Annotated in this window: 3 protein-coding genes and 1 pseudogene; 3 read left to right on the forward strand and 1 reads right to left on the reverse strand. The window is 73.6% G+C overall.

Annotation, left to right across the window (positions count from 1 at the left end):
• A pseudogene (locus tag IEZ12_RS09285) lies at window positions 1–701 on the reverse strand (SAM-dependent methyltransferase); the annotation flags it as partial.
• A gap of 105 nt (window positions 702–806) precedes the next feature.
• Here IEZ12_RS09285 and IEZ12_RS09290 point away from each other — a divergent pair.
• The 3 genes from IEZ12_RS09290 to IEZ12_RS38040 all read left to right on the forward strand — a co-directional run.
• The gene (locus IEZ12_RS09290) at window positions 807–2,027 is read left to right on the forward strand and encodes a sensor histidine kinase (protein WP_189271561.1); all 1,221 of its coding nucleotides are present in this window, start codon (window positions 807–809) and stop codon (window positions 2,025–2,027) included.
• Window positions 2,028–2,041: 14 nt separating this feature from the next.
• Window positions 2,042–2,731, forward strand: a complete 690-nt coding sequence (locus IEZ12_RS09295; protein WP_100588321.1) for a response regulator — start codon at window positions 2,042–2,044, stop codon at window positions 2,729–2,731.
• 150 nt (window positions 2,732–2,881) lie between these two features.
• Window positions 2,882–3,235, forward strand: a 354-nt coding sequence (locus tag IEZ12_RS38040; RefSeq protein WP_229847359.1) for an NAD(P)-binding domain-containing protein, incomplete at its 3' end; no start/stop codon positions are given.

The raw sequence follows: 3,235 nt of genomic DNA on the forward strand, positions 1-3,235 counted from the left end.
TCGGGGACGGGTGCGGTCTGCCGGCCGTCGCGGAAGCCGGTGAGGGTGCCGAACGGGGGGCGGGTGTCGCGGGTGTGCGCGTAGTCGACGGCCACCGCGAGGCCGCTGCCCAGGGCGCCGACGGCGTCGGCCCAGGCGGCGTCCCGGGGTCCGCCGAGCTCGATCCGCTCACCGTCGGCCCACCACTGCTCGGCCCATCCGGTGTCGTCCGGGTCGAGCGGTGCGCCGAGCCGTTCGCTGCCGTCGGGGGCGACCTCGACGTACCGCAGCCGCCCGTCCTCGTCGCGTTCGGCGAGGTCCAGCGGCACGTTGTCGAGCCACTCGTTGGCGAACAGCAGGCCGGTGACGCCGGTCGGCAGGTCGGGGCCCCAGTCGATCCCGGCGGGCAGGCCGGCGGGACGGTCGGCGAGTTCGACGGCGTGGAACGCGACCCGGGCGCGCAGTTCGGCGGGCAGTGCGTCACGGACGGCGACGGTGAGTTCGCCGCGGCCCGCGCCGACGTCCACGAAGGCGAGCCGGGGCGGCGAGCCGAGCGCGGCGTCGACGCCGGCCAGCAGGCGGGCCACCGCGCCGGCGAACCGGGCGGAGGCGTGCACGGAGGTGCGGAAGTGCCCGGCCGGGCCCTCCGGCCTGCGGTAGAAGCCGCCGTCGGGCCGGTACAGCGCGTGTTCGATCGCGGGCCGCCACCGCATCCATGTCATAGCGGAGGACGTTACCGGGAGGGGGCGGTCTCCACCTTGGGGAGTAGCCGTGGATCGCTCCTACGACGGACCTGAGCACGACGTCCGACTCCCTAGGCTGGACATGTGCATCGACTCAACGCCTGGCTCCGCCGACATCCCATGGTGGTGGACTCCGCCTGGGCACTGATCGTGCTGGTCTTCGGCGTGCTGGTGGCGGCCGAACAGGTCGACGTGAACGGGAACCGGGTCACCGGGCCGCAGCTGTGGTCGGGCCTGGCGATCGCCACGGTCCTGCCCGGCCTGATGGTGGTCCGGCGGCGCTGGCCCGACGTCACCACCGCGGTCGCCGTCGTCCTCGGCCTCAGCCAGATCGTCGCCAGACTCGAACCCGGTCTGTCCTCCGTCGCCTACCTGGTGTTCGCGTACACCGGCGCGGCCTTCGGCCGGGCCTGGACGTCCAGACTGGCGCTGGCCGCCAGCCTGGCGGCGGGGCCGCTCACGGTGTGGCGGCTGGTCCCGTCCCCCGACAGTGCGAACGACACCGTCACCAAGCGGGTGTTGCTGTCCGCACTGATGACCACCCCGTTCGTGCTGTGCTGGGCGTGGGGCCGGCTGACCCGGGTCCGCCGCGCCTACCTGGTCGAACTGGAGGACCGGGCCGCCCGGCTAGAGCGCGAACGGGACGCCCAGGCGCAGGTCGCGGTCGCCGCCGAACGGGCCAGGATCGCCCGCGAGCTGCACGACGTGGTCGCGCACAACGTGTCCGTGATGATCGTCCAGGCCGACGGCGCCGCGTACGTGATGGACACCTCCCCGCAGCAGACCAAGGAGGCGCTGGGCACCATCGCCTCCACCGGCCGCCAGGCGCTCGCCGAGATGCGCCGCCTGCTCGGGGTGCTGCGCACCGCCGACACCACCGGTGAGTACGTGCCGCAGCCCGGTGTCGAGGAACTCCCCGAACTGCTCGAACAGGTCCGCACCGCCGGCCTGCCGGTCGAGTTCACCGCCACCGGCGAGGTCCGCGAACTGCCCCGCGGCCTGGAGCTGACCGTCTACCGGATCGTCCAGGAAGCCCTCACCAACGTCCGCAAGCACGGCGGCCCCGGCGCCAGCGCCAAGGTCGCCGTCGACTTCCGGGACGGCGACCTGGAGGTCCTGGTCGAGGACGACGGCCGCGGCAGCACCCGCGAGCAGCTCACCGCCGGCGGCACCGACGGCCTCGGCCACGGCCTGATCGGCATGCGTGAACGGGTCGGTATGGTCAGCGGCAGCCTGGACGTCGGGCCCCGGCCCGGCGGCGGCTTCCGGATCAGGGCCGTCCTGCCCCTCAAAGTGTCCAAGTGAAGGAGACCCGACCGATGCCGATCCGCGTGATGCTGGTCGACGACCAGGAACTGCTCCGCACCGGCTTCCGCATGGTGCTGCAGTCGCAGGGCGACATCGAGATCGCCGCCGAGGCCGGCGACGGCCAGCAGGCCCTGGAGGTGCTGCGCACCGCCGAGGTGGACGTGATCCTGATGGACGTCCGGATGCCCCGCCTCGACGGCGTCCAGGCCACCCGCCGGATCTGCCTCGACGACCGCGGCACCCCCATCGAGGGCGCGCCCCGGGTCCTCATCCTCACCACCTTCGACCTGGACGAGTACGCGTTCGCCGCGCTCAAGGCCGGCGCGTCCGGCTTCCTGCTCAAGGACGTGCCGCCGATCGAACTCGTCGCCGCGATCCGGGCCGTGCACGGGGGCGACGCGGTGGTCGCGCCGACCACCACCCGCCGCATGATCGACCGCTTCGCGGAAGTCCTCCCCACCCCCGCCTCGACGCCCGGCTCCGCCGTCCTCGGCCCGCTCACCGAACGCGAACGCGAGGTCTTCCTGCTGGTCGCCCAGGGCCTCTCCAACGGAGAGATCGCCGCCCGTCTCGTCCTCTCCGAGGCCACCGTCAAGACCCACGTCGGCCGCATCCTCGCCAAGCTCGGCCTCCGCGACCGCGTCCAGGCCGTCGTCCTCGCCTACGAGAACGGCCTCGTCCGCGCCGGCGAGACGCCCTGATCCCCTGCGCCCACCCACCCGCCCGGGCAACCCGCCATCTGCTGCTCGCCGGCGGGTCACGGGCAGGTGGGTGGGCGCAGGAAGGGTGGCGACCGTTGCCCGTACCATTGACCGGTACGTCTGGTACCCGTCGAGGACTGGAACGGAAGAGTGCTGCACGACTTCGGAGACCCCTCCGACCCCGGTAACCGCCCGGCCCGGCTCGCTGTCGGGGTGGTCGGGGCCGGCCGGGTCGGTCCTGCGCTGGGTGCGGCGCTGCAGTTGGCCGGGCACCGGGTGGTCGCCGCGTCCGGTGTGTCCGCGGCTTCGCGGCGTCGCGCCGAGTCCCTGCTGCCGGGCGTCCGCCTGGTGACGCCGCCGCAGGTGATGGCGGCGGCCGATCTGGTGCTGCTGACCGTCCCGGACGACGTGCTGCCCGATCTGGTGAGCGGTCTGGCCGCGACCGGTGCCGTCCGTCCGGGCCAGATACTCGTCCACACCTCGGGCGCCCACGGCGTGGCCGTG

Origin of the sequence: Kitasatospora griseola, assembly GCF_014648555.1 — a bacterium.
Lineage (GTDB): Bacteria > Actinomycetota > Actinomycetes > Streptomycetales > Streptomycetaceae > Kitasatospora > Kitasatospora griseola.

What these genes read in the sequence shown, in the direction of transcription:
- IEZ12_RS09295 (WP_100588321.1), top strand. Translation starts at nt 2,042, where the DNA reads ATGCCGATCCGCGTGATGCTGGTCGACGACCAGGAACTGCTCCGCACC.